Origin of the sequence: Klebsiella sp. FDAARGOS_511 (genome assembly GCF_003812845.1) — a bacterium.
GTDB lineage: Bacteria > Pseudomonadota > Gammaproteobacteria > Enterobacterales > Enterobacteriaceae > Klebsiella > Klebsiella grimontii.
Genome location: NZ_CP033824.1, coordinates 3,908,776 through 3,931,831, shown reverse-complemented (window position 1 = coordinate 3,931,831; position 23,056 = coordinate 3,908,776). Strand labels below are relative to the sequence as shown.

The window sequence follows — 23,056 nt, the reverse complement described above, 5'->3', positions numbered from 1 at the left end:
GCCTTACTCCTCCTCCTTGAAGCGAAGAGGTGCGAGGGCCATTATAGACCTTACGCACCCGCTGACAAGCCCAAACCAGGCTAACTGCCGATAAAATAACCTTTTAGCACTTGGGCTTACTGCCCTGCGGCGGCAAATAGCGCAGCGGGTCGATCGCCGTCGCCCGGTAGCGAATCTGGAAGTGCAGACGCACGGAATCCGCATCCGAGCTGCCCATGGTGGCGATCTGCTGGCCGATCTTCACGCTCTGGCCATTGTTCACCATCAGCTTGTCGTTGTGCGCATAGGCGCTGATATAGTCCTCATTATGTTTAATCATAATCAGGTTGCCGTAGCCGCGCAGCTGGTTGCCCACGTACACCACTTTGCCCGCCCCTGCCGCATACACCGGCTGGCCGCGCTTACCGGCGATATCGATACCTTTATTGCCGCCATCGCTGGTGGAGTATGGCAGCACTACTTTACCGCTGGTTGGCCAGCGCCAGCAGCGTTGCCCGACCGGTGGCCAGGAGGACTGCGGCACTGCCGAAGATGGCGTCACGGCTGCGGTACGTTTCGCTGACGATTTCTTGCCGGATGCCCCCGCCTTCGCCGTAGTCCCTGAGCCGCTGTTCAGCTTCAGCTTTTGCCCAACTTCGATGGTATAGGGAGGTGAAATATTATTGAGACGGGCGAGATCCCTGACGCTGGTGCCAGTGGAACGTGAAATAGCGTACAGCGTGTCGCCGCGCTTCACGGTATAGGTGGAACCGGAATCGGATGAGCTGGAACACCCCGCGACGATCAGGCTGCTCAACAACATTATTGCGATAACAAAGCGTTTTCTCATCAGGCGTCCTGCGCTTAACACAAACATTCACCTCAAAACCAGGGGGGATTATCATACCAGTCCCCAGGGCAATCCCCAATCGCTACCCTTCATACAGAAGTATTAAAGGCCGGCTAAGCGGCTACATATCATCGCCAGGATCTTCATGATGCTTCGGGTTAAACGGCTAGTTAATCCATGAGCCGCCTGGCGGCGCATCTGTAATATCACACTCTCCCCCGTGGCCAACATGTTTTGGTAATGCCTTTGTCCCATTTATGGGCTACCCTAGTGGCCTGAGTACATGACCCGGCGGGTTTGTGCCGGGTCATTTTCTATTTCAGGAGTTGTCATGGCCGGGGAACATGTCATTTTGCTGGACGAGCAAGATAAGCCTACAGGTATGCTGGAGAAGTATGCCGCCCACACCCTCAATACCCCTCTGCATCTCGCGTTTTCCAGCTGGCTGTTCAATGAACAAGGCCAACTGCTGGTCACGCGCCGCTCGCTGGGCAAAAAAGCCTGGCCAGGCGTGTGGACAAACTCAGTCTGCGGGCATCCGCAAACCGGCGAAACCTTCGAACAGGCCGTTGAGCGCCGCTGCCGCTTTGAGCTCGGCGTTGAGATTACCCGCATCGTCCCGGTCTTTCCGGAGTTCCGTTACCGGGCCGTCGCGCCGAATGGCATTGTCGAAAACGAGGTCTGTCCGGTCTATGCGGCACGAGTCGCCAGCGCATTACGGATAAATCCTGACGAAGTGATGGATTTTCAATGGAGCCATCTTGCGGATGTGTTAAGCGGGATTCGCGCGACGCCGTGGGCTTTTAGCCCGTGGATGGTGCTGCAGTCGGCGGACGATAATGCGCGTAACGCATTAATCAGCTTTAGCAATCAGGCATAAAAAAACCCAGCTCTGCTGGGTTTTTTTATTCGCGTAATGCTTATTTTACCGGACGCATCGCCGGGAACAGGATCACGTCGCGGATGGTGTGGCTGTTGGTAAACAGCATCACCATACGGTCGATACCGATACCGAGACCCGCAGTCGGCGGCAGACCATGCTCCAGCGCGGTCACGTAGTCTTCGTCATAGAACATCGCTTCGTCGTCACCGGCGGCTTTCGCGTTAACCTGATCGAGGAAACGCTGCGCCTGGTCTTCCGCATCGTTCAGCTCGCTAAAGCCGTTACCGATTTCACGCCCGCCGATGAAGAATTCAAAACGATCGGTGATTTCCGGGTTCTCGTCGTTACGACGCGCCAGCGGAGAGACTTCTGCCGGATATTCGGTAATGAAGGTCGGCTGGATCAGATGCGCTTCCGCCACTTCTTCGAAAATCTCGGTCACGATGCGGCCCAGACCCCAGCTCTTCTCAACGTGAACGCCGATGCTTTCCGCAATGGCTTTTGCAGAATCGAAGTTATCCAGATCGGCCATCTCGGTTTCCGGACGGTACTTCTTGATCGCTTCGCGCATGGTCAGTTTTTCAAACGGCTTGCCGAAATCGAAAGTCTGATCGCCGTAAGGCACTTCAGTATGGCCGAGAACGTCCTGCGCCAGGGTGCGGAACAGGGATTCGGTCAGCTCAATCAGATCTTTGTAGTCCGCATAGGCCATATAGAGTTCCATCATGGTGAACTCTGGGTTATGGCGAACGGAGATACCTTCGTTACGGAAGTTACGGTTGATCTCGAACACGCGCTCGAAGCCGCCAACCACCAGGCGCTTCAGGTACAGTTCCGGCGCGATACGCAGGTACATATCCAGATCCAGCGCGTTGTGATGGGTGATGAACGGACGCGCAGATGCGCCGCCAGGGATCACCTGCATCATCGGGGTTTCGACTTCCATAAAGCCGCGACCGACCATGAACTGGCGGATGCCCGCCAGGATCTGCGAACGCACTTTAAAGGTGTTGCGCGATTCATCGTTGGAGATCAGATCCAGGTAGCGCTGACGATAGCGCGCTTCCTGATCCTGCAGGCCGTGGAATTTGTCCGGCAGCGGGCGCAGGGCTTTGGTCAGCAGACGCAGCTCGGTGCAGTGGATAGAGAGCTCGCCGGTCTTGGTTTTGAACAGCTTACCGCGCGCCGCGATGATATCGCCGAGGTCCCATTTTTTGAACTGCTCGTTATAGACGCCTTCCGCCAGATCGTCGCGGGCAACGTACAGCTGAATGCGGCCGCCAACGTCCTGCAGCGTAACGAAGGAGGCTTTACCCATGATACGACGGGTCATCATGCGGCCAGCGACGGCGACTTCAACGTTCAGCGCTTCCAGCTCTTCGTTTTCTTTGCCATCGAAGTCAGCGTGCAGTTGGTCAGAGGTGTGGTCACGACGGAAATCATTCGGGAACGGGATACCCTGCTCACGCAGCGCGGCCAGCTTCTCACGACGGGCTTTCAGTTCATTATTAAGGTCAATTGCCGCGTCAGCGCCCTGTGCTTGTTGTTCAGACATGTTGGTTCCTCATAACCCTGCTTTCAAACTTGCTTCGATAAATTGATCCAGGCTGCCGTCCAGCACCGCCTGAGTGTTGCGGGTTTCCACCCCGGTGCGCAGATCTTTAATGCGGGAGTCATCCAGCACGTAAGAACGGATCTGGCTGCCCCAGCCGATGTCGGATTTGGTGTCTTCCATCGCCTGCTTCTCGGCATTTTTCTTCTGCATTTCCAGCTCATAAAGCTTCGCTTTCATCTGCTTCATGGCCTGGTCTTTGTTCTTGTGCTGTGAACGGTCGTTCTGGCACTGGGTCACTAAGCCGGTCGGAATGTGGGTAATACGCACCGCGGATTCCGTACGGTTAACGTGCTGACCGCCCGCGCCGGATGCGCGATAAACGTCAATGCGCAGATCCGCCGGGTTAATGTCGATATCAATATCGTCATCCACTTCCGGATAAACGAACGCGGAGCTGAAAGAGGTGTGGCGGCGGCCGCCGGAATCGAATGGGCTCTTACGCACCAGGCGATGAACGCCGGTTTCGGTACGCAGCCAGCCGTAGGCGTAGTCGCCGATAATCTTGATGGTCACGGACTTAATGCCCGCCACTTCGCCTTCAGACTCTTCAATAATCTCGGTCTTGAAGCCGCGCGCTTCTGCCCAGCGCAGATACATGCGCGTCAGCATGCTGGCCCAGTCCTGCGCTTCCGTACCACCGGAACCGGCCTGGATATCGAGGTAGCAATCGGCGCTGTCGTATTCACCGGAGAACATGCGGCGGAATTCCAGCTGCGCCAGCTTCTCTTCCAGCACATCGAGCTCAGCGACGGCTTCGTTGAAGGTCTCTTCGTCGTCGGCTTCAACGGCCAGCTCCAGCAGGCCGGAAACGTCCTCCAGCCCCTGAGACATCTGATCCAGCGTATCCACGATAGCTTCCAGCGAGGAACGCTCTTTGCCCAGCGCCTGTGCGCGCTCGGGCTCGTTCCAGACGTCCGGCTGCTCCAGCTCGGCGTTTACTTCTTCGAGACGTTCTTTCTTAGCATCGTAGTCAAAGATACCCCCTAAGAACGCCCGAGCGCTCCGTGAGGTCCTGAATGCGGTTTTTTACCGGATTTATTTCAAACATGGTCGGTTTCTTTTAATGGATTCGTCAAAATGCGGTGATAAGAGCGGAATTCTACCGGATTCGCGCTCTCATTAATATACTGTTGTCAATTTGGCCAGAGGTGGTCGATGATCAGCTGCAGGCTGCGGTTGCCGCGGAACTCGTTGATATCAAGCTTATAGGCAAGCTGAACTTCGCGAACGCCGTTATCCGGCCAAAGGGAAGTATCAACATTGAACGCGATACCGTCCAGCAGCGGGCCGCCGCCGACCGGTTCAACCATCACCTTCAGATGACGCTCGCCGACCAGCCGCTGCTGCAGCAGACGAAAACGCCCGTCAAACAGCGGCTCGGGGAACATCTGCCCCCACGGCCCGGCGTCGCGCAGCATCTGCGCGACCTCCATGCTCATTTCTGCCGCCGCCAGCGGACCGTCGGAGACCACTTCGCCCTGCAGCAGCGCCGGATCGAGCCACTCGGTCACCAGCTCGCCAAAGCGCTGCTGGAACTCTTCAAAGCGCGCCTCTTCCAGCGATAGTCCTGCCGCCATGGCATGGCCGCCAAACTTCATAATCAGCCCCGGATAGAGGGTATCCAGGCGCTCCAGCGCATCGCGCATATGCAGCCCCTGAATCGACCGGCCGGAGCCTTTGAGCGTACCGTCGCCTGTAGGCGCAAAGGCGATAACCGGGCGATGAAAACGCTCTTTGATACGCGAGGCCAGAATACCGACAACGCCCTGGTGCCACTGCGGGTGGTACATCGCCAGGCCGCCGGGTAGCGTCTCGCCGCTGCGCTCCAGCTTCTCACACAGGGTCAGCGCTTCCGCCTGCATCCCCTGCTCTATCTCTTTACGCGTCTGGTTCAGCGCGTCCAGCTCATTGGCCAGCACCCGCGCTTCGCCGGTGTTGTCGCACAGCAGCAGCGCCACGCCGACGGACATATCGTCCAGCCGTCCAGCCGCGTTCAGGCGCGGACCGAGCGCAAACCCGAGATCGCTTGCCGCCAGCTTTTGCGGGTCGCGGTTGGCGATTTCCAGCAGCGCTTTAATGCCCGGACGGCATTTCCCCGCCCGAATGCGGCTCAGCCCCTGCCAGGTCAGGATCCGGTTGTTGGCATCCAGCGGTACGACGTCCGCCACGGTGCCAAGCGCCACCAGATCGAGTAAATCAGCCAGATTCGGCGGCGCGATGCCGCGCTCCTCAAACCAGCCTTTATCGCGCAGAAAAGTGCGCAGCGCCAGCATCAGATAAAAAGCCACACCCACCCCGGCCAGCGATTTCGACGGGAACTCACAGTCGCGCAGGTTCGGGTTAATAATCGCTTCCGCCGCGGGCAGCGAATCCCCCGGCAGGTGGTGATCGGTCACCAGCACCGGAATACCCAGCGCGTGGGCATGATCGACGCCAGCGTGCGAAGAAATGCCGTTATCCACGGTCATAATCAGCTGCGCGCCGCGGGCGTGAGCCTGATCCACCACTTCTGGACTCAGGCCGTAGCCATCCTCAAAACGGTTTGGCACCAGGTACGAAACGTTGCTATACCCCAGCGCGCGCAGGGCCAGCACGCTCAGCGCGGTGCTGGTGGCGCCGTCGGCGTCAAAGTCGCCGACCACCACGATGTGCAGCCCCTGCTTAAATGCGCCATAAAGTATCTCTACTGCTTTTTCGACGCCGGTCAGCTGCGACCACGGCAGCATGCCTTTCACCCCCCGCTCCAGCTCCTGCGCGCTGCGCACGCCGCGGCTGGCGTACAGCCGCTGCAACAGCGGCGGGAGATCGGCAGGTAAATCGACGCCGTCAACCGCCTCACGGCGGCGTAGTTGTATCTGTTGTTTCACGCGAATCAGTTACCGCTTGTCTGTTTTTGATGCTCATCAAGGAGCGCTTTCAGGTCTTTAGGATCGCGATAGCCGGGCATCAGCGTGCCGTCGCTCAGCACCATCGCCGGCGTGCCGTTAACGCCAAGCTGAACGCCGAGAGTGTAGTGCTTAGCGATATCAACATCGCAGCTGGCCGGCTGTACGCCTTTGCCACTCATCGCGTTATCCAGGGCTTTGTTGCGATCCTTGGCGCACCAGATAGCCTTCATGTTCTGTTCGGCTTCGCTTTGCAGCCCCTGGCGCGGGAAGGCCAGATAGCGCACGGTAATCCCCAGCGCGTTGTAGTCGCTCATCTGTTCGTGCAGCTTATGGCAATAGCCGCAGGTAATATCGGTGAAGACGGTGATGACGTGTTTTTCCTGCGGCGCCTTATAGACGATCATCTCTTTTTCCAACGCGTTCAGCTTACCGACCAGCAGCGTATTGGTGACGTTTACCGGCCGCGCGCCGCTGACGTCGTACATCGGCCCCTGGATAATGTGCTTACCGTCATCGGTAACGTATATCACGCCGCTGTCCGTCAATGCGGTGCTGATGCCTTTGATCGGCGAAGGTTGCACTTCCGAACTCTGCACGCCCAGCTTCGCCAGCAGTTGCTTAATCGCCGCGCTATCCGCATGCGCCGCACCAGATAAGGTGGTCGCCAGCAGAGTGAACATCAGTAAACCTTTTTTCATACTCAGTCCTTTTTTTCAGCACTCACGCACGCGGGTGATGCTGTTGATGTAGTTGTCGCAGACGCTCGGTCGCCACGTGGGTGTAGATCTGCGTCGTGGAGAGATCGCTGTGTCCTAACAGCATCTGCACCACGCGTAAGTCAGCGCCATGGTTAAGTAAATGCGTAGCAAACGCATGGCGTAACACGTGCGGGGAGAGCTTTTCGCTATCAATCCCCGCCAGTACGGCATAATGCTTAATTCGATGCCAGAAAGTCTGGCGCGTCATCTGCTGCGCGCGCTGGCTGGGGAAAAGCACATCGGACGCCACGCCGTTCAGCAGCCAGGGACGGCCGTATTCAAGGTAGTTCTCAACCCACAGCACCGCCTCTTCGCCTAACGGTACCAGACGTTCTTTATTTCCTTTACCAATCACGCGCAGCACGCCCTGGCGCAGGCTAATGTCGCTCATGGTCAGGCCCACCAGCTCGGAAACGCGCAGACCGGTGGCGTACAGCACTTCCAGCATCGCTTTATCGCGCAGCTCCAGCGGCTGTTCAACCAGCGGCGCCTGGAGCAGCCGCTCCACCTGCGCCTCGCTCAGATCCTTCGGCAACCGCTGCGGCAGCTTTGGTGAGGCCAGCAGCGCGCTGGGATCGTCCGGGCGAATTTTCTCCCGGTAAAGATGCTGGAAGAAGCGACGCACGGCGCTTAACAGGCGCGCGGTGCTGGTGGCCTTGTAGCCGCCGGTTTGCCGCTCCGCCAGCAGCGACTGGAGATCTTCGCCGCTGACGCTGGCAAGCGACAGGCCACGATGATGCAGCCATTCGACCACCATCGTCAGGTCCCGGCGATAGGCGCTTAGCGTGTTTTCAGCCAGATTACGCTCCAGCCATAAGGCATCAAGAAACTGCTCGATTCGTGCGAGATCCTGTTCCACTCCGGCCTCTTTGCTTATTAAAACGGCGCCATTATACCCTAAATAATTCGAGTTGCAGGCGGGCGCGGCCTTTCTGGTACACTAAGCGCAAAGTCACAGCAAGAATTGAGACGTTTCCGCGATGAACATAGGTCTTTTTTACGGTTCTAGCACCTGCTACACCGAAATGGCGGCAGAAAAAATCCGCGATATTATCGGCCCTGAACTGGTCACGCTGCACAACCTGAAAGATGATTCCCCTACCCTGATGACGCAGTATGACGTGCTGATCCTCGGCATTCCGACCTGGGATTTCGGCGAGATCCAGGAGGATTGGGAGGCCGTCTGGCAGCAGCTTGATACGCTGGATCTGCAGGATAAAATCGTCGCGCTGTACGGCATGGGCGACCAGATCGGCTACGGCGAATGGTTCCTCGACGCGCTCGGTATGCTGCACGATAAGCTGGCGACCAAAGGGGTTAAGTTCATTGGCTACTGGCCTACCGAAGGCTATGAATTCACCAGCCCGAAACCGGTCATCGCCGACGGCCAGCTGTTCGTTGGCCTGGCGCTTGATGAAACGAACCAGTACGACCTGAGCGATGAGCGCATTCAGAACTGGTGCGAGCAAATCCTCGGTGAAATGGCTGAGCAGTTCTCCTGAGCCCTTGCCTACTCTTGCGTCGGTTTCTGTAACACTAGCCGACGCAGGTCGCGCCATTCTCCCGCGTCCATGCTATCCGCCGCGACCCACAAATGCTGGGTACGTTGGTTTTCCGTATTCCGCAGGCGCAGCAGCATGCCGCTGTTGATTACCCACGGCGTGCCGATGATATCCCACTCCGCCTTTTGCCAGCGCAGACGCGAGTCGATCAGCAGCTTTATTTCACCCTGACGGGCGTGGATCCGCCGCTGGCTGCGTACGCAGTCGAACACTACCAGCGACAGCAATATCAGCCACAGCGGGGTATAGCTCAGCGGCCAGGGCAATACCAGCACCAGCGCCGCCACCACGCCGTGCATCAGCAGTGAGAACCACTGCGCGCGCCACGAGATGCGTAAATCAGATTGCCACAGGACCACGTTCCCGATTCCGAGTCTGAATTAATTTTACCATCCGCTGCAGTTCAGCATCAGCCGGCTCGCCATGATTCATCAACCAGTTGAACAGATCCGGATCGTCATTTTCCAGCAGGCGGATGAATAACGCCTTATCGCCATCGCTTAGCGTGTCGTACTCATGCTCGAAAAACGGCATGATGGAGATATCGAGTTCACGCATACCTCGACGACATGCCCAGTGGATGCGGGCTTTATTGTTAATGTCCATGTTTTACTTCCTACTTATAAATAACTCTTAGTTTAACCCGTTTTCGGCGCTGACTTCACTGGAATATCAAGATTCGCGAGCGCTATTCCATGAAATCCTTAAAATAATCAGGTTATTGATTATTTCGCTCGTTTTAGCTCCCGGTTTTTTAGGGCACGAATGGCCTGTCAAAAGCGCTTGCATTGCACCATAGCTCTTTTACCATTAGTCACACACTCTGCGTTAAGCTATTCAGGATATGACTATGGCTTTTACACCTTTTCCTCCGCGTCAGCCTTCCTCTTCCGCTCGTCTGCCGTTAACGCTGATGACGCTGGACGACTGGGCGCTGGCGACAATTACCGGTCCGGATGGCGAAAAATATCTGCAGGGGCAGATTACCGCCGACGTCAGCCACCTGACCGACGAGCAGCATCTGCTTGCCGCGCATTGTGACGCCAAGGGCAAGATGTGGAGCAATCTTCGCGTTTTCCGCCGCAACGAGGGTTTTGCGTGGATTGAGCGCCGCAGCCTGCGCGATGCGCAGCTGACCGAACTGAAAAAATACGCGGTGTTCTCTAAGGTGACCATCGCCGCCGATGATGAATCCGTGCTGCTGGGCGTTGCCGGTTTCCAGGCGCGCGCTGCGCTGTCGCCGCTGTTTAGTCAGCTGCCGAACGCCGAGAAACAGGTGGTCAGCGAAGGCGCTACCAGCGTGCTGTGGTTTGAGCATCCGGCCGAGCGCTTCCTGCTGGTGACCGATGTGGCAACCGCCACCCGCATCACCGATACCCTGCGCGGCGAAGCGCAGCTCAACAATAGCCAGCAGTGGCTGGCGCTGAATATCGAAGCCGGTCTGCCGGTTATCGACAGCGCCAACAGCGCACAGTTTATTCCGCAAGCCACCAACCTGCAGGCGCTGGGCGGCATCAGCTTCAAAAAAGGCTGCTACACCGGCCAGGAAATGGTAGCCCGCGCTAAATTCCGCGGCGCCAACAAGCGCGCCCTGTGGTATCTGGCGGGAACGGCCAGCCGCGTGCCTGAAGCCGGGGAAGACCTGGAGCTGAAAATGGGTGAAAACTGGCGCCGTACCGGCACCGTTTTAGCTGCCGTACAGCTGGACGACGGCCGTCTGCTGGTGCAGGTGGTAATGAATAACGATATGGAGCCGGACAGCGTGTTCCGCGTGCGCGACGATGCCGGTAGCCTGAGCATTGAGCCGCTGCCGTATTCGCTGGAAGAGCGTTAAAGCGACATTCCCGGCCGCCTTCTCCCCGGAGGCGGCGCTACCCTACCCGCAAACCACGAAACACCCGCGACCGCGCTTTGCGCAAATGCGCCATCTCTGGCCCAGGCCACTTTCTTGCGTAGAATAATAGTGTATGTTCTGAACAATCATTTATTTCTTAAGCGGTAAAGAGATGAGACGGATTGAGGTCATACTGGGGGAACTGGAGCGGCTAACGCGCGGGCTGAGTCTTGCGGATCTGGAACAGGAAACAGCTTTTACGGCGGAAGCCATCGGCTTTAACCTCGGGCTTGCGCGTAACTCGGTCAGTAAAGACCTCAATCAGTTATGGAACGACGGCCTGGCGATTAAAAGCAAAGGGCGACCGGTGTTCTTTCTGCACCGTCAGGCAATGGAAACGCTGTTGGGGCGCAGACTGAATGATACCGAATGTGAAGTGCGCACGGTTGGCGACCTTCTACCGCATCAGGAAGATCGCTCGCCGGATGACCCCTTCAGCGGGCTGATTGGCTACGACCGTAGCCTCCGTGACGCGGTGGAAAAAGGCCGCGCCGCGGTGCTTTATCCTCACGGGCTCCATGTGCTGTTGACTGGCCCCTCCGGTGTGGGAAAAACTTTCTTTGCCGAACTGATGCACCGCTTTGCCTGCGAACACGCCGCGGGCTCCCCCCCGCCGCTGGTCTACTTTAACTGCGCCGAGTATGCGCACAACCCGGAACTGCTCTCTTCGCATTTATTTGGTCATCGGCAGGGCGCCTTTACCGGCGCCAGTGAGAATAAAGCCGGTCTAGTGGAGCAGGCGGACGGCGGGTATCTGCTGCTTGATGAGGTGCATCGCCTGCCTTATGAAGGGCAGGAAAAACTCTTCTCCATTCTCGATAAAGGTCAATATCGCCCGCTCGGTTCAAGCGCCACGGCGCGTTCCATCACGGTACGCTTGATTTGCGCCACTACCGAACCGGTCAGTTCGGCGCTGCTGCGAACGTTCCAGAGGCGCATCCAGGTCTGTATCGATCTTCCTGGGATCCGTCAGCGCTCGGTGGAGGAACAGGTGGAGCTTATCGTCGGTTTTCTCCAGCGTGAGAGCCGCAAAATTGAGCGTACGGTCAGTATCGACAAAACGCTGTTGCTCTGGTTGCTGAATAAGCCGCTGGAAGGCAATATCGGCCAGCTCAAAAGCGATATCCAGTTTCTTTGCGCCCAGGCGTGGGCCACGGGAATGACCGAGCATAACGACACGCTCCGGCTGGATAAACGGCTGGTAGACATGCCGTTTAACGCCACCCCGGAACAGCGCCTGCTCGTCGATACCTTGTTTGACGGCCAGGATCGGCTAAGCGTCGATGCGCGCACGTTACCCGCATTGAAAACCTCTCTGGCGACAGGAGCGGAGATCGAAGAAAGCGATCTGTTTTACAGCTTCCTCACCCGCGAATACATCAACCTGCGCAACAGCAATGTCCCACCGGCTGAGACGCTGGCGATCCTCAAAAACAAACTCAGTTCAATCTTTGAATATGGTCTCTACAGCCGCGACAGCGTGGCCCATCCGCCGCGCTACGGCGATCGGATTGAAGAGCGGGTGACCCTGCTGATTGGCTGTGTGGAACAGGTGCTGGGCTTTACGCTGCCAGAAAACCTGATGAATCCGCTGCGAAAACACTTTCTGGCGCTGATTGGCTACGTCCAGCGCGGGCTGATCCCGCAGCTCTACTCCTCCAGCCTGATCCTCGACCGCTGCAAAGACGAGTATGAAAACGCGACTCTGCTGTGCCGGAAAATCAACGAGCTGCTGCATATTCAGTGCCCGGCGACGGAGATTGTCTGGTTATGTCTGTTCCTGAAAGAGTGCCGCCATTATCGCCAGCGTATCGACGCCAGTCCCGACTGCGGCGTCATTTTAATCGCTCACGGAGCGACGACCGCGACCAGCCAGGCCCAGTACGTCAATCGAGTGCTGGAGCGGGAGCTGTTCAGCGCCATCGATATGCCATTTGAGCAGTCGGTGCATGACACGCTGGAAACGCTAACCCAGCTGATCCAAACCCAACGCTACCGGCGGCTGATTCTGATGGTGGATATCGGCTCACTGGTGCATTTTGGCAGTACCATCAGCAAGTTATTCCAGATTGACGTCCTGTTACTGCCAAATATTACGCTGACCAGCCTGCTGGAGCTGGGTCTGGATTTAAGCTATGAAACCAGCGAGCTACCGCAGCTTGCGGAATTAATGCAGAGTAAAAATATCCCCTGTCAGCTCTGTACTCCGCAGCAGGAGAATGGCGGTAAGGTGCTGGTGATCTCCTGCATTACGGGCATGGGAACCGCAGAGAAAATCAAAAAAGTGCTGGAGGAAAGTTTTGGCGAGCTGATGTCACAGGATACGCGAATGGTAATCCTTGATTACAACGAGGTTCGCAGCCTGGAGCGCGTTCAGCAGTCGCTGCTGGCCGGTGAGCGGCTAGCGGGGATTGTCGGCACCTTCCAGCCGGGGCTGCCGGACATTCCGTTTATCTCACTTGAAGAGCTGTTCTCCGAGCAGGGGCCGGAGCTGGTGCTTAGCCTGCTCACGCCGGACCTTTCAAGCAGTGAGCGCCGTCTGGAGATGGAGCGCAGCGCGATGCGATTTATCAGCGCGCTGACCATGGAAAGTATCATCAACCATATTTCGGTACTCAACCCCCAGCGTATTCTTAAAGAGATGGAAGGCGTGTTTAATCATTTAACCACCTCGCTTTCGCTAAAACCCAGCCGCCAGGTGACACTACGCTTCCTGATCCACTGCTGTTGTATGGTCGAGCGTATCGTGATTAACCGAAAACCGTTACAGATGTCGCTGGAGAGCCAGCCCGCGCTGGACGTCCGCGCGTTTAGTGTCATTAAATCCGCCTTCCAGCCGATCGAAGAGGCTTATGCCATTCGGTTATCCGACGCGGAATATTTTTATATCTACGAACTGCTGTATCGCTAACCCCTTAACTGGCGTGGCTTTACGCTGCGCCAGCCCCTCTTATCCCCCCATGTGACACAAATTCTGGCATAGCCTTTGCTCTTATTACGTATGTCAACGTAATAGCGCCAGGAGGCCATTTTGATTACCACTGAACCCTTGTCCCAGATCCTGCTGCTGACCCATGGCGGCTGGGGACAACAGCTCTGCAACAGCCTGTGCATGGTGACGGGCGAAATTAAAGGCGTAACGGAAATAGCCCTGATGCCCGTCGATACATTGGGCGAGTTTTATCAGCGCGTAGAAGCTGTCGTGAAAACCCTGCCCGAAGGCTCACTTATTCTGACCGATTTTATCGGTGGGACTACCTCTAACGTGGCCGCGCGGCTAAGCGCCGATTATCCGGTGGCGGTGATTTCCGGACTGAATGCCTCGCTGCTGCTGGAGGCGCTGGACAAGCGTGAACAGGGGCCGCTATCTGCCTGCGTAGCCGACTTAGTTGAAGCCGCGCGCAGCAGCTGTCTGGACGTTGTCGCCCACGTTCGTCAGCTACAACAATCACAATAAGGAAAAAATATCATGGCTAACATCGTGTTATGTCGTATCGACAGCCGCCTCATTCATGGTCAGGTGGTGACAAAATGGGTCGGACAATCCCAGGCCAACCGGATTGCGGTAGTGAGTGATGAGCTGGACGCCGATCCGTTTATGAAAAATATCTATCTGATGGCGGCACCGCCAAACATCAAAGTGGATTGCTACAGCAATCAGAGCTTTGCCGCATCGTGCAAAGAAAACCAGCTTGGTGACGGCAGCGTGTTGGTGCTGTTCCCTTCCCTCGCGGCGATTCAGGAGGCCGTACAGCTCGGGTTTGATGTTTCCGCCATTCAGGTTGGCGGCTTAGGCGGCGGGCCGAACCGCAAGGTCGTTTTCCAGAACATCACGTTGGATGAAAAAGACGTTGCCATTCTTCACGACCTGAAAAGTCGAGGGATTAAGGCGGTCTTCCAGACTATCCCGGAAGATAAGCCGCAGTCGCTGGACGATATCCTGAAAAAATTCTAATCCTCTGATAACAGGGTAAATAATTATGGATACTTTAGTCTTTGCAAGCCTGATGGGATTGTATTACTGGTTTGCCCGCTTACGCCTTGGCTACACCTTCTCCGCCATGCTGCTTCAACCCGTGGTGATCGCCGTTTTTGTCGGCCTGCTGCTGGGCAACATGGAAACAGCGATGATTATTGGCGCTGGCATGCAGCTGGTTTACCTCGGCGTGACCTCAACGCCCGGCGGTAACGTGCCGTCAGATCCGGCGCTGGCCGCCTGCATCTCAATTCCTATTGCCGTAAAAGCCGGAATGGATCCGAACCTGGCCATCGCGCTGGCCATCCCGTTTGGCGTGATCGGCGTATTCCTTGACCAGCTTAGACGCACGCTGAACGCCGCGTGGGTCCATATGGCGGATAAACACGCGGAAACGGCCAACATGGGCGGTATTATGCGCTGCGCGTTCCTCTACCCGGCATTGCTCGGCCTGGTGCTGCGTTTCCCGGTGGTGTTTGCTGCCAACTATTTTGGCCAGGACGTGGTGGAAAGTTTCCTCAAGCTGATGCCGCACTGGTTGACTCACTCCTTTGAAATTATGGGCGGCATTCTGCCGGCGCTGGGCTTTGCCATCACCATTATGGTGATCGGCAAGAAGAGCCTGCTGCCGTGGTTTATCGGCGGATTCTTTGCGGTGCTGTACCTGAAGGTGGACATCATGGCGATGGCGATCTTTGGTACCTGCGTGGCCTTCCTGATTAAAGGCCTGGCGAAAAATGAAGGAGCAGCATGATGAGTAGCGACGTAATGCAGCATGAACTGGTTGAGCGCGCACGTGAGAGCGGCACGCTGACCAAAGCGGACATCACCAAGGCCTGGTTTATCTACTGGCTGGGCGCGGAAGTTTCCAGCTCCTATGAACGTTTACAAAGTCTGATTTTCTGCGCCTCCATGACGCCGATTATCAAAAAACTCTACCCGCAAAAAGAAGAGCAGGTGGAGGCGCTAAAACGCCATCTGAACTTCTTCAACTCTGAGCAAACCTTTGGCGCGGTGATTCAGGGGATCTCGATTGCGATGGAGGAGCAGAAAACCCGCGGAGAACCGATTAGCGACGCGTCTATCACCGGGATTAAGACCGGGCTGATGGGGCCGCTGGCCGGGATGGGGGACTCGATCATCTGGGCGGCCGTCATGCCGTTGCTGATTGCTATTTTCATCCCGTTCGCCGCCAGCGGCAGCGCGATGGGCGGCATTGTGCCCTTAATTCTCTATCCGGCCATTACGCTGGCGATCAGCTACGGCATGGTGCACAAAGGCTACACCCTGGGACGCGACTCAATAATCGGCCTGCTCCAGGGAGGACGAATTAAGGAGCTTATCTACGGCGCGAACGTGCTGGGCCTGATTATGATGGGCGCGCTCTCCGCAAGCTACGTCAAAATCACCACCCCCTTAAAGCTCAGCGCGCTGAAGGGCTCGGAGGTGGTGGTCCAACAAATTCTCGACTCTATCGCGCCCGGCCTGTTGCCGCTGGCGGCGGTGTTTGCCATCTACTTCTATCTGGTGAAGAAAGGGCCGCGCTACACCACCATTCTGCTGTCAATTGTCGCGCTCAGCGTGGTCTGTTCGCTACTGGGAGTGCTGTAAACCATGACGCAGAATATCTATCAACAGCTGGGGTTAAAACAGGTGATTAACGCCTGCGGCAAAATGACGATTCTGGGCGTTTCCAGCGTGGCGCCGGAGGTGATGCAGGCAACGGCGCGGGCGGCATCGGCCTTTGTGGAAATCGACAGGCTGGTAGACCGAACCGGCGAGCGGGTCTCCCGCTTTACCGGTGCGGAGGACAGCTATATCACCTCCTGCGCCTCGGCGGGAATCGCCATCGCCGTGGCCGCCGCGATTACCCATGGCGACCAGGCGCGAGTGATGCAGATGCCGGACAGTCGCGATATGGCCAACGAAGTCGTCATGCTCCGCGGGCATAACGTCGATTACGGCGCGCCCATCACCAGCGCGATTCGCTTAGGCGGTGGGCGCGTCGTGGAGGTCGGTTCAAGCAATCTGGCGGCGCGCTGGCAGTTGGAGAGCGCGATCTCTACCAGCACCGCCGCCCTGCTGTACGTGAAGTCGCACCACTGCGTGCAAAAAGGGATGCTGAGCATTGAGGACTTCGCCCAGGTCGCGCAGCGCCACAACCTGCCGCTGATTGTCGACGCCGCCGCCGAGGAGGATTTGCGCGTCTGGGTCGCGAGCGGAGCGGACATGGTTATCTATAGCGGGGCAAAAGCGTTTAACGCGCCCACCTCCGGATTCATCACCGGGAAAAAACAGTGGATCGCGGCGTGTAAGGCGCAGCATCACGGTATTGCGCGGGCGATGAAAATCGGCAAGGAGAATATGGTCGGTCTGGTTTATGCGCTGGAACACTATCATCAGGGACAGAAGGCGGTCGCTGCCGAGGAGCTCCAGCCCGTCGCGAAAGCGATTTCAGAGATCAAGGGCTTAACCGCCGATATTGAGCAGGATGAAGCCGGACGCGCTATCTGGCGTATCCGCATTCAGGTGAATGCCGAGGAGCTGGGCCTGGATGCCCGCGAAGTCGAAGCACAGCTGCGCAACGGCGATATCGCCATTTACGCCCGGCGCTATAACCTCCATCAGGGGGTTTTTAGTCTGGACCCACGAACGGTGGCTGAAGGGGAGATGGCCCTGATCGTGACGCGCTTAAAGGAGATTGCAAACCATGCAGCAAATTAATTTTTATCGCCAACGAGTGGCAATTAACGTACTGGCGAAAGATATCGCCAACGCCCGGGAAATTTATGATGCCGCCGAAGGCCATGCGGCGATCGGCGTCCTTTCGGCACAGTTTGCCTCCGTGGAAGAAGGTATCCAGGAAGTCAAACGCTGGATGGCGGAGATACCCTCCCTCTCCGTCGGCCTGGGGGCCGGCGATCCAGCACAGTATTACAAAGCGGCGATGATCGCGTCAGCGCTGCACCCGGCGCACGTAAATCAGACCTTTACCGGCAGCGGGTTTGCCGCAGGCGCGCTGGCGGCTACGGGCGGGCAGCAGACCTACATTAATGCGCTGGTCAGCCCGACGGGAACCCCAGGCGAGGTGCTTATCTCCACCGGCGTCAGCAGCTGTCAGGGCACGCCGGCCCGCGTCTCCTGCGATGCGGCGGTACGCATGATGCAGGATATGGGGGCCCATGCGGCGAAGTTTTTTCCCATGGGCGGCGAGAAGTCGCTACCGGAGCTGTATGTGCTGGCGACCACCGCTGCGCGCAACGGGATGACGCTGATAGAACCAACCGGCGGAATCGATCTCGATAACTTTGGCATTATTTTGCAAAGCTGTCTGGAAGCCGGCGTACCTCGCGTGATGCCTCATGTTTACAGCTCGATAATCGACCCGCAAACCGGCAATACCCGGCCAGAAGATATCCGCAGATTAATGGATATTGTGAAAGCCGTGGTCTGAATCAAAAACACCAGGCCGTAGCCCAGGCAAGCAAGCCATCACCAACGGAGAATATCCCGGAGGCGGCGCTGGCGCGCCATGTCCGGGCTACCAGCCCTCAGACGACGGTGAACCTGTAGCCCGGCAAAGCGTAGCGCGAGCCGGGAGATTTCGCGAAATTTATACCTGCCCGACGTACAAATAAATGGCCAGGAAGTGGCACACGCTGCCGCCCAGGACAAAACCGTGCCAGATAGCGTGGTTGTACGGAATACGTTTGCAGACGTAGAAAACAACCCCCAGCGAATAAATAATCCCGCCAACGGCCAACAGCGTCACGCCGCCCACCGCCAGCTTAATCGCCAGTTGATAAACCACAATCAGCGACAGCCAGCCCATAGTCAGGTAGGTCACTAAAGAGAGGATCTTAAAACGATGCGCAATCGTCAGCTTAAACAGGATCCCCAGCAGCGCCAGGCTCCAGATGACGATCATCAGCCCGCGCGACAGCGGCGAATTGAGCCCCACCAGCAGAAACGGCGTGTAGGTCCCGGCAATCAGCAAATAGATGGCGCAGTGGTCGAATTTTTTCAGCCACAGCTTTGCCCGCTGATGCGGAATAGCATGATAGAGCGTAGAGGCGAGAAACAGCAGAATCATGCTGCCGCCGTACAGGCTGTAGCTGGTGATGGCCGTTGCGCCGGCGTTGCTGTCCACCGCCTGTACTAGCAACAACACCAGACCGACAATACCGAACACCAGCCCAATCCCGTGGCTGATGCTGTTGGCAATTTCCTCTGCCAGAGAATATCCCTGCGTGATTAACGATTTGCGAACCATATTTGACTCCGAAAACAAGTACGCTTTCAATAGCACACTTAGGTTAACTGAGAATGATTCCAGTGAACACCTGTTAGCTAAAATAAAAAGATGAATATTTGTGAACAGTATAAAATCAATAGCTTACATAAATATTTCAACTAACAGGCGTTCACTATTTAATTAAAGTTTTTCGAATTCAATAACATAAAACTGCTTTTCTTCGGGGTAGATTTCCGCTATCACTTCGCGCAGCTGCGCCAGGGTCATATTCTCCTGCTGCGCATGCCGTTCGCTCAGCGTATCCAGCGTCACCGTCGAGGTTGCGACTACGCGAATGGTGCAAAAATAGCCGTCATCTTCATAGCGGCCAACGCGCAGTACATCGCCTGCTTTAAAGTGCGATTCCGCAGCATCGCGGAGGGTAATGGTTTTACGTCCGGCGAGGATGTCGTCCTGAAAACGCTGAAAAAAGGTTATGTTATTTGGCTGCATGATATCATTCCGTCCTGGTCATTATGAATTGTGAGTTTGCCACTGTGAGTATCTTCTCCCACGCCGCTATCGCCAGTCTCAATAATCTTGAGATGATGGTGTATCACTATGTCATTAAAAATCGCGACAAAGTGATGTACATGACCATCCGAGAACTGGCGGAAGCGGCCGGAGTCTCCACGACCACCGTCCTGCGCTTCTGCCGCAAGCTGCAGTGCGAAGGCTACTCGGAATTCCGCGTACGCTTTAAATTATATCTGGAGCAGAATGAGCCTCAACAGGCAAATATCGGTGCCAGCGAAATAATGAGCTTTTTTAAAAGCGTTAATAACGATGAATTTGACCAACTGCTCGAGCAGGCGGTCGATATTATTCTGTCGTCGGAACGTATTATTTTCGTCGGCGCCGGCACCTCCGGCGCGCTGGCGAAATATGGTGCGCGTTTCTTCTCTAACGTCGGGAAATTCAGTAACCATATCGATGACCCTTATTTCCCGGTGACCAATGATATGGCGCGTAATGCGCTGGCGATTGTGCTGTCGGTCTCCGGCGAAACCGAAGAGATCCTGCGCTTTGCCAGCCAGTTCAGCCTGCATCGCTGTAAAGTGATGTCCATTACCAGCCACGAGCACTCGCGGCTGGCAAAGCTTGCCGACTTTAATCTCTCCTGGCACGTTCCGCAAACGCGCATTGGCGGCGTCTATGACATTACCACCCAGATCCCAGTCATTTATATTCTGGAAACACTGGGGCGTAAATTAGCGCGCAAACTCCGCTGAAAATAACAGGATGTTTTTTCGATGTAACAAATTCCATCCATGGAAAATTGTTATATCGTGACATTTATATCGCCTTTGTTAGACTCGAAACCAACAAGTAATTATGACGAGATGAGCAAAGATGAAGAAAATTCCTTTACCAAAAGACTTTTTATGGGGCGGCGCCGTCGCCGCGCACCAGGTTGAAGGCGGCTGGAATAAAGACGGTAAAGGTCCGAGCATCTGCGACGTGCTTACCGGCGGCGCGCACGGCGTGCCGCGCGAGATAACCCAGCAGGTAGAGCCGGGCAAGTACTATCCGAACCATGAAGCCATCGACTTCCATGGCCGCTACAAAGAAGACATCAAGCTCTTCGCCGAGATGGGCTTCAAGTGCTTCCGTACCTCCATCGCCTGGACGCGCATTTTCCCGCTGGGCGACGAAAGCCAGCCGAACGAAGAGGGGCTGAAATTCTACGATGACATGTTCGATGAGCTGCTGAAGTACAACATCGAGCCGGTAATCACCCTCTCCCACTTTGAGATGCCGCTGCATCTGGTTCAGCAGTACGGCGGCTGGACCAACCGCAAAGTGGTCGATTTCTTTGTGCGCTTCGCCGAAGTGGTCTTCGAGCGCTATAAGCATAAAGTGAAATACTGGATGACCTTTAACGAGATCAATAACCAGCGTAACTGGCGCGCGCCGCTGTTTGGCTACTGCTGCTCCGGCGTGGTCTATACCGAGCATGAAAACCCGGAAGAGACCATGTATCAGGTGCTGCACCATCAGTTTGTCGCCAGCGCACTGGCGGTGAAGGCGGCACGTCAAATCAATCCGCAGATGCAGGTTGGCTGCATGCTGGCAATGGTCCCTCTCTATCCGTTCTCCTGTAAGCCGGAAGACGTGATGTTTGCCCAGGAATCCATGCGCGAACGCTACGTCTTTACCGATGTCCAGCTGCGCGGCTACTATCCGAGCTACGTCCTGAACGAATGGGAACGTCGCGGCTTCAGTATCAACATGGAGGACGGCGATGCCCAAATCCTGCGCGAAGGCACCTGCGCGTATCTCGGCTTCAGCTACTACATGACCAATGCGGTGAAAGCGGAAGGCGGCAGCGGCGACGCAATTTCCGGCTTCGAGGGCAGCGTGCCCAACCCGCACGTCAAAGCCTCCGACTGGGGCTGGCAAATTGACCCGGTGGGCCTGCGCTATGCGCTGTGCGAACTGTATGAGCGCTATCAGAAACCGCTGTTTATCGTCGAAAACGGCTTCGGCGCGTACGATAAAGTCGAAGAAGACGGCAGCATCAACGACGACTACCGTATCGACTATCTGCGCGCTCACGTCGAAGAGATGATCAAAGCGGTGACTTACGACGGCGTTGAGCTAATGGGCTATACCCCGTGGGGCTGCATCGACTGTGTCTCCTTCACGACCGGTCAATACAGCAAGCGCTACGGCTTTATCTACGTCAACAAACATGACGATGGTACCGGCGATATGTCCCGCTCGCGCAAGAAGAGCTTTAACTGGTACAAAGACGTTATCGCCAGCAACGGCGAGAAACTGTAATCATCTTGCCCCTTTCCAGCCGGAAAGGGGCAAAACTTCCCACAAAACAGACACTTCTTTACAGCTTTAGCATTGCTAACGCGCGCTCAGCCGATAAGATAAACCACATCAAACGTTGAGCCGCTGACGCTTACTCCGCGAATCAACGCCGCACGCTGCCGACCTTTCCGGCGCATCACTATGTAGAAAAATGATGCTAAACGTCTTCAGACAGATCCTGATATGGCTGCTGATTGTCGCCGCCGTCAGCCTGGCGGTGGATTACCTGCGCAGGCCCGCGCTGCCGCAGAATTTCTCCAGCACGCCGCTGCAAACGCTTGATGGCCGAACGGTCGATCTGGCGGCCTTGAGCCACGAGCGCCCTTTGCTGCTGTACGTCTGGGACACCTGGTGCGGCGTTTGCCGCTATACCACGCCTTCGGTGGCCGCATTGGCCGACGATGGCGGCAACGTCATGACGGTAGCGCTCCGTTCCGGCGACAACGCCGCCCTGACGCGCTGGCTGGCGCATAAAAAAACGGCGCTGCCGACGATCAATGACGCTACAGGTCAGCTATCCCAACGGTGGGAAGTGCAGGTCACGCCGACCCTGATCGTGATTTCACGCGGCGAGGTTAAGTCAATCACCACCGGCTGGACCAGCGGCTGGGGGATGCGCCTGCGGCTGTGGCTGGCGTCGTAGGGCATTTCCCTGCTTGCGCTGCGCTTAGCAGGGCTACGGATGGGGTGCGGTATGCAGATTTTGTCGCCCGGGCAAGGCGTTAGCCGCCCCCCCGGGAAACGAGCTGCCGATTATCTTCCGCCCGCCAGCTCGAGGAAGCTGCCGGTAACGTAGGAAGCCTTATCGCTTAGCAGCCAGACGATGGCCTGAGCCACCTCCTCCGGCTGCCCGCCGCGCCGCATGGGCAGCATCGACTTCACGCGATCCACGCGCCCCGGCTCACCGCCGCTGGCGTGCATGTCGGTATAGATTAAGCCGGGACGCACGCCGTTAACCCTAATCCCCTGCGCCGCTACCTCCAGCGACAGGCCAGTGGTCAGAGTATCTACCGCACCTTTCGACGCGGCGTAATCCACATACTCCCCCGGCGCCCCGAGGCGCGACGCCGCGGACGACACATTCACAATCGCCCCGCCCTTACCGCCGTGCTTGTACGACATCCGCTTTACCGCCTCCCGGCAGCAGAGGAAGTAACCGGTCACATTGGTGGCCAGCACCCGGTTAATCCGTTCGGCGCTAAGGCTTTCAATCGTCCCTTGGGTAAATAAAATCCCGGCGTTATTGACCAGTGCGGAGAGCGGTTCGCCGAGACGGTCGATCGAGGCAAACATCGCCATCACCTGCGCTTCATCGCTGACGTCCGCCCGTAGCGCAACGGCTTTGCCGCCGCTGGCGATAATCTCGTTCACCACGCCGATCGCGGCGGCGCTATTCTGGTGGTAATTCACCGCCACGGTATAACCTTCCTGCGCCAGCAGCAGCGCCGTCGCTTTACCTATTCCCCGGCTGCCGCCCGTTACCAGTGCTATCGTCATGCCATTCTCCCAAAAAATAAAGGCGCCGCAGCGC

General features: G+C 56.7%; 24 protein-coding genes. 13 read left to right on the top strand and 11 right to left on the bottom strand.

The genetic code is table 11. The features are described from left to right. Positions 1-103: 103 nt before the first annotated feature. The gene (gene actS / locus EGY08_RS20030) at positions 104-829 is read right to left on the bottom strand and encodes an amidase activator ActS (RefSeq protein ID WP_004124922.1); all 726 of its coding nucleotides are present in this window, start codon (positions 827-829) and stop codon (positions 104-106) included. Between the two features lie 331 nt (positions 830-1,160). Here actS and idi point away from each other — a divergent pair, with 331 nt between their 5' ends. Beyond that, the gene (gene idi, locus EGY08_RS20025) at positions 1,161-1,709 is read left to right on the top strand and encodes an isopentenyl-diphosphate Delta-isomerase (protein ID WP_004124926.1); all 549 of its coding nucleotides are present in this window, start codon (positions 1,161-1,163) and stop codon (positions 1,707-1,709) included. A 40-nt stretch (positions 1,710-1,749) separates the two neighbouring features. Here the strand turns inward: idi and lysS are convergent, their stop codons facing one another. From lysS to xerD, 5 genes are all read right to left on the bottom strand, one after another. Next, on the bottom strand, positions 1,750-3,267 hold the full coding sequence (gene lysS, locus EGY08_RS20020) for a lysine--tRNA ligase (RefSeq protein ID WP_004124930.1): 1,518 nt from the start codon (positions 3,265-3,267) through the stop codon (positions 1,750-1,752). 9 nt (positions 3,268-3,276) lie between these two features. Then, positions 3,277-4,375 (bottom strand): peptide chain release factor 2 gene (prfB, locus tag EGY08_RS20015; RefSeq protein WP_098066859.1). Its coding sequence is split into 2 segments (ribosomal slippage): positions 3,277-4,299 and positions 4,301-4,375, totalling 1,098 coding nucleotides; the frame shifts between segments, so codons are not numbered across the junction. An 85-nt stretch (positions 4,376-4,460) separates the two neighbouring features. Next, positions 4,461-6,194, bottom strand: coding sequence for a single-stranded-DNA-specific exonuclease RecJ (gene recJ, locus EGY08_RS20010; protein WP_004124937.1), 1,734 nt, complete (start codon positions 6,192-6,194; stop codon positions 4,461-4,463). Between the two features lie 5 nt (positions 6,195-6,199). Further along, positions 6,200-6,913: a bifunctional protein-disulfide isomerase/oxidoreductase DsbC gene (gene dsbC / locus EGY08_RS20005; protein WP_123828837.1), complete on the bottom strand. Its 714-nt coding sequence runs from the start codon at positions 6,911-6,913 to the stop codon at positions 6,200-6,202. Between the two features lie 22 nt (positions 6,914-6,935). Next, positions 6,936-7,832, bottom strand: a complete 897-nt coding sequence (gene xerD, locus EGY08_RS20000) for a site-specific tyrosine recombinase XerD (RefSeq protein ID WP_004124942.1) — start codon at positions 7,830-7,832, stop codon at positions 6,936-6,938. A 121-nt stretch (positions 7,833-7,953) separates the two neighbouring features. Here xerD and fldB point away from each other — a divergent pair, with 121 nt between their 5' ends. Beyond that, positions 7,954-8,475: a flavodoxin FldB gene (gene fldB, locus EGY08_RS19995; RefSeq protein ID WP_004124946.1), complete on the top strand. Its 522-nt coding sequence runs from the start codon at positions 7,954-7,956 to the stop codon at positions 8,473-8,475. Between the two features lie 8 nt (positions 8,476-8,483). Here fldB and EGY08_RS19990 read toward each other — a convergent pair whose 3' ends face one another. Continuing rightward, positions 8,484-8,894 carry a protein YgfX gene (locus tag EGY08_RS19990; RefSeq protein WP_004124948.1) on the bottom strand — a complete coding sequence of 137 codons (411 nt, stop codon included), beginning with the start codon at positions 8,892-8,894 and terminating at the stop codon, positions 8,484-8,486. Further along, positions 8,875-9,141 (bottom strand): FAD assembly factor SdhE, encoded by a 267-nt coding sequence (gene sdhE / locus EGY08_RS19985; protein WP_004124953.1) that lies wholly within the window; start codon positions 9,139-9,141, stop codon positions 8,875-8,877. Before sdhE ends, EGY08_RS19990 begins: the two co-directional genes overlap by 20 nt. A 244-nt stretch (positions 9,142-9,385) precedes the next feature. Between sdhE and ygfZ the strand changes: the two genes are divergently transcribed. The 8 genes from ygfZ to dagF all read left to right on the top strand — a co-directional run bounded on the left by ygfZ (position 9,386) and on the right by dagF (position 17,859). Beyond that, on the top strand, positions 9,386-10,369 hold the full coding sequence (gene ygfZ, locus EGY08_RS19980) for a tRNA-modifying protein YgfZ (RefSeq protein WP_004124956.1): 984 nt from the start codon (positions 9,386-9,388) through the stop codon (positions 10,367-10,369). A gap of 172 nt (positions 10,370-10,541) precedes the next feature. After that, a complete protein-coding gene (dagR, locus tag EGY08_RS19975) occupies positions 10,542-13,340 on the top strand; it encodes a transcriptional regulator DagR (protein WP_123828836.1) in 2,799 nt (932 codons plus the stop codon). 120 nt (positions 13,341-13,460) lie between these two features. Then, a complete protein-coding gene (locus tag EGY08_RS19970; RefSeq protein WP_004124962.1) occupies positions 13,461-13,886 on the top strand; it encodes a PTS sugar transporter subunit IIA in 426 nt (141 codons plus the stop codon). 12 nt (positions 13,887-13,898) lie between these two features. Continuing rightward, positions 13,899-14,384, top strand: a complete 486-nt coding sequence (locus tag EGY08_RS19965) for a PTS system mannose/fructose/N-acetylgalactosamine-transporter subunit IIB (protein ID WP_123828835.1) — start codon at positions 13,899-13,901, stop codon at positions 14,382-14,384. Positions 14,385-14,409: 25 nt separating this feature from the next. Continuing rightward, positions 14,410-15,159: a PTS mannose/fructose/sorbose/N-acetylgalactosamine transporter subunit IIC gene (locus tag EGY08_RS19960; protein WP_004124968.1), complete on the top strand. Its 750-nt coding sequence runs from the start codon at positions 14,410-14,412 to the stop codon at positions 15,157-15,159. Beyond that, on the top strand, positions 15,156-16,016 hold the full coding sequence (locus EGY08_RS19955; protein ID WP_162626088.1) for a PTS system mannose/fructose/sorbose family transporter subunit IID: 861 nt from the start codon (positions 15,156-15,158) through the stop codon (positions 16,014-16,016). The genes EGY08_RS19960 and EGY08_RS19955 overlap by 4 nt, the downstream gene beginning before the upstream one ends. Before the next feature lie 3 nt (positions 16,017-16,019). Next, the gene (dgaE, locus tag EGY08_RS19950; RefSeq protein ID WP_004124974.1) at positions 16,020-17,129 is read left to right on the top strand and encodes a D-glucosaminate-6-phosphate ammonia lyase; all 1,110 of its coding nucleotides are present in this window, start codon (positions 16,020-16,022) and stop codon (positions 17,127-17,129) included. Beyond that, entirely contained in the window at positions 17,116-17,859 is a 744-nt protein-coding gene (gene dagF, locus EGY08_RS19945) for a 2-dehydro-3-deoxy-phosphogluconate aldolase (RefSeq protein WP_049115562.1), read from the top strand. Before dgaE ends, dagF begins: the two co-directional genes overlap by 14 nt. A gap of 159 nt (positions 17,860-18,018) precedes the next feature. Here the strand turns inward: dagF and trhA are convergent, their stop codons facing one another. Both trhA and yqfB read right to left on the bottom strand, forming a co-directional pair. After that, positions 18,019-18,678 (bottom strand): PAQR family membrane homeostasis protein TrhA, encoded by a 660-nt coding sequence (trhA, locus tag EGY08_RS19940; protein WP_123828834.1) that lies wholly within the window; start codon positions 18,676-18,678, stop codon positions 18,019-18,021. 162 nt (positions 18,679-18,840) lie between these two features. Further along, entirely contained in the window at positions 18,841-19,152 is a 312-nt protein-coding gene (yqfB, locus tag EGY08_RS19935) for a N(4)-acetylcytidine aminohydrolase (RefSeq protein WP_123828833.1), read from the bottom strand. 50 nt (positions 19,153-19,202) lie between these two features. Between yqfB and EGY08_RS19930 the strand changes: the two genes are divergently transcribed. From EGY08_RS19930 to EGY08_RS19920, 3 genes are all read left to right on the top strand, one after another. Continuing rightward, positions 19,203-19,931 carry a MurR/RpiR family transcriptional regulator gene (locus EGY08_RS19930; protein WP_024358621.1) on the top strand — a complete coding sequence of 243 codons (729 nt, stop codon included), beginning with the start codon at positions 19,203-19,205 and terminating at the stop codon, positions 19,929-19,931. 121 nt (positions 19,932-20,052) lie between these two features. Then, positions 20,053-21,486 (top strand): 6-phospho-beta-glucosidase, encoded by a 1,434-nt coding sequence (locus tag EGY08_RS19925; RefSeq protein WP_004124981.1) that lies wholly within the window; start codon positions 20,053-20,055, stop codon positions 21,484-21,486. A gap of 190 nt (positions 21,487-21,676) precedes the next feature. Then, the gene (locus tag EGY08_RS19920; protein WP_123828832.1) at positions 21,677-22,168 is read left to right on the top strand and encodes a protein disulfide oxidoreductase; all 492 of its coding nucleotides are present in this window, start codon (positions 21,677-21,679) and stop codon (positions 22,166-22,168) included. A 110-nt stretch (positions 22,169-22,278) separates the two neighbouring features. Here the strand turns inward: EGY08_RS19920 and EGY08_RS19915 are convergent, their stop codons facing one another. Beyond that, on the bottom strand, positions 22,279-23,022 hold the full coding sequence (locus tag EGY08_RS19915; protein ID WP_123828831.1) for an SDR family oxidoreductase: 744 nt from the start codon (positions 23,020-23,022) through the stop codon (positions 22,279-22,281). Positions 23,023-23,056 lie beyond the last annotated feature (34 nt).

Coding starts and splice junctions, on each gene's coding strand:
- actS (WP_004124922.1), bottom strand. CDS start 829: ATGAGAAAACGCTTTGTTATCGCAATAATGTTGTTGAGCAGCCTGATC.
- idi (WP_004124926.1), top strand. CDS start 1,161: ATGGCCGGGGAACATGTCATTTTGCTGGACGAGCAAGATAAGCCTACA.
- lysS (WP_004124930.1), bottom strand. CDS start 3,267: ATGTCTGAACAACAAGCACAGGGCGCTGACGCGGCAATTGACCTTAAT.
- dsbC (WP_123828837.1), bottom strand. CDS start 6,913: ATGAAAAAAGGTTTACTGATGTTCACTCTGCTGGCGACCACCTTATCT.
- fldB (WP_004124946.1), top strand. CDS start 7,954: ATGAACATAGGTCTTTTTTACGGTTCTAGCACCTGCTACACCGAAATG.
- sdhE (WP_004124953.1), bottom strand. CDS start 9,141: ATGGACATTAACAATAAAGCCCGCATCCACTGGGCATGTCGTCGAGGT.
- ygfZ (WP_004124956.1), top strand. CDS start 9,386: ATGGCTTTTACACCTTTTCCTCCGCGTCAGCCTTCCTCTTCCGCTCGT.
- dagR (WP_123828836.1), top strand. CDS start 10,542: ATGAGACGGATTGAGGTCATACTGGGGGAACTGGAGCGGCTAACGCGC.
- EGY08_RS19965 (WP_123828835.1), top strand. CDS start 13,899: ATGGCTAACATCGTGTTATGTCGTATCGACAGCCGCCTCATTCATGGT.
- EGY08_RS19960 (WP_004124968.1), top strand. CDS start 14,410: ATGGATACTTTAGTCTTTGCAAGCCTGATGGGATTGTATTACTGGTTT.
- EGY08_RS19955 (WP_162626088.1), top strand. CDS start 15,156: ATGATGAGTAGCGACGTAATGCAGCATGAACTGGTTGAGCGCGCACGT.
- dgaE (WP_004124974.1), top strand. CDS start 16,020: ATGACGCAGAATATCTATCAACAGCTGGGGTTAAAACAGGTGATTAAC.
- dagF (WP_049115562.1), top strand. CDS start 17,116: ATGCAGCAAATTAATTTTTATCGCCAACGAGTGGCAATTAACGTACTG.
- trhA (WP_123828834.1), bottom strand. CDS start 18,678: ATGGTTCGCAAATCGTTAATCACGCAGGGATATTCTCTGGCAGAGGAA.
- yqfB (WP_123828833.1), bottom strand. CDS start 19,152: ATGCAGCCAAATAACATAACCTTTTTTCAGCGTTTTCAGGACGACATC.
- EGY08_RS19925 (WP_004124981.1), top strand. CDS start 20,053: ATGAAGAAAATTCCTTTACCAAAAGACTTTTTATGGGGCGGCGCCGTC.
- EGY08_RS19920 (WP_123828832.1), top strand. CDS start 21,677: ATGATGCTAAACGTCTTCAGACAGATCCTGATATGGCTGCTGATTGTC.
- EGY08_RS19915 (WP_123828831.1), bottom strand. CDS start 23,022: ATGACGATAGCACTGGTAACGGGCGGCAGCCGGGGAATAGGTAAAGCG.